General features: G+C 53.7%; 1 protein-coding gene and 1 pseudogene. Both read right to left on the reverse strand.

What is annotated here, in order from left to right:
• Nucleotides 1-202, reverse strand: a pseudogene (locus N5D61_RS26420) (hypothetical protein); the annotation flags it as partial.
• Nucleotides 189-585: DUF2931 family protein (locus tag N5D61_RS26425; protein WP_279894762.1), on the reverse strand; the 397-nt coding region annotated here is incomplete at its 5' end. The gene N5D61_RS26425 and the pseudogene N5D61_RS26420, both read right to left, overlap by 14 nt.

Raw genomic sequence — 585 nt, forward strand, 5'->3', positions numbered from 1 at the left:
CGGCGGTTTCGATCCAGACTTCCATGTAGTTGGGCGCCAGAAAACCCAGACGCCAGGCGTCATATGGCAGCTCTGCACCGTAGTCATTAACGTGGCTGCACCCGCCGAGAATAACGGCGAGTGCACATCCCAACAGCACGTTGAGCTTATTGATTGCAATGGATAAACCACTAAATGACGAAAGCCGATTACCACGAGTCATAGGGGATGCCGAATTTGTCGATGTATGCCTGAGACTCTTTATTAGGCGGGCGGTAATAGTGACCTTCTGACAGGCCGTCATAAGGCCCCTTCTCAACTATCCGGCCCTGCACGCGGCTGACTTCAATTGGATCCAGGCACAACCCTCTGATCCAGGTTTTCGCAATTCCGCCCGGCGCCAGGCCAATGACCAGGAGCTGGCGGTGGTCCGTGATCCATTCTTTCGTGCCCCTGCAATAGGTGTTCGGTTTAACCTCCAACATCGCGTTACGGGTCGTCTCAGGAATCTCAATGAAAGCATCGTAAGTTTGAGGCTCTGCCAGGGATTGCCAACGCACATAAATCATACGAGGCACATCGGCGCGCCAGAGGTGTTTTCCCTTA

Source organism: Pseudomonas sp. GD03842, assembly GCF_029841165.1.
Taxonomy (GTDB): Bacteria; Pseudomonadota; Gammaproteobacteria; order Pseudomonadales; family Pseudomonadaceae; genus Aquipseudomonas.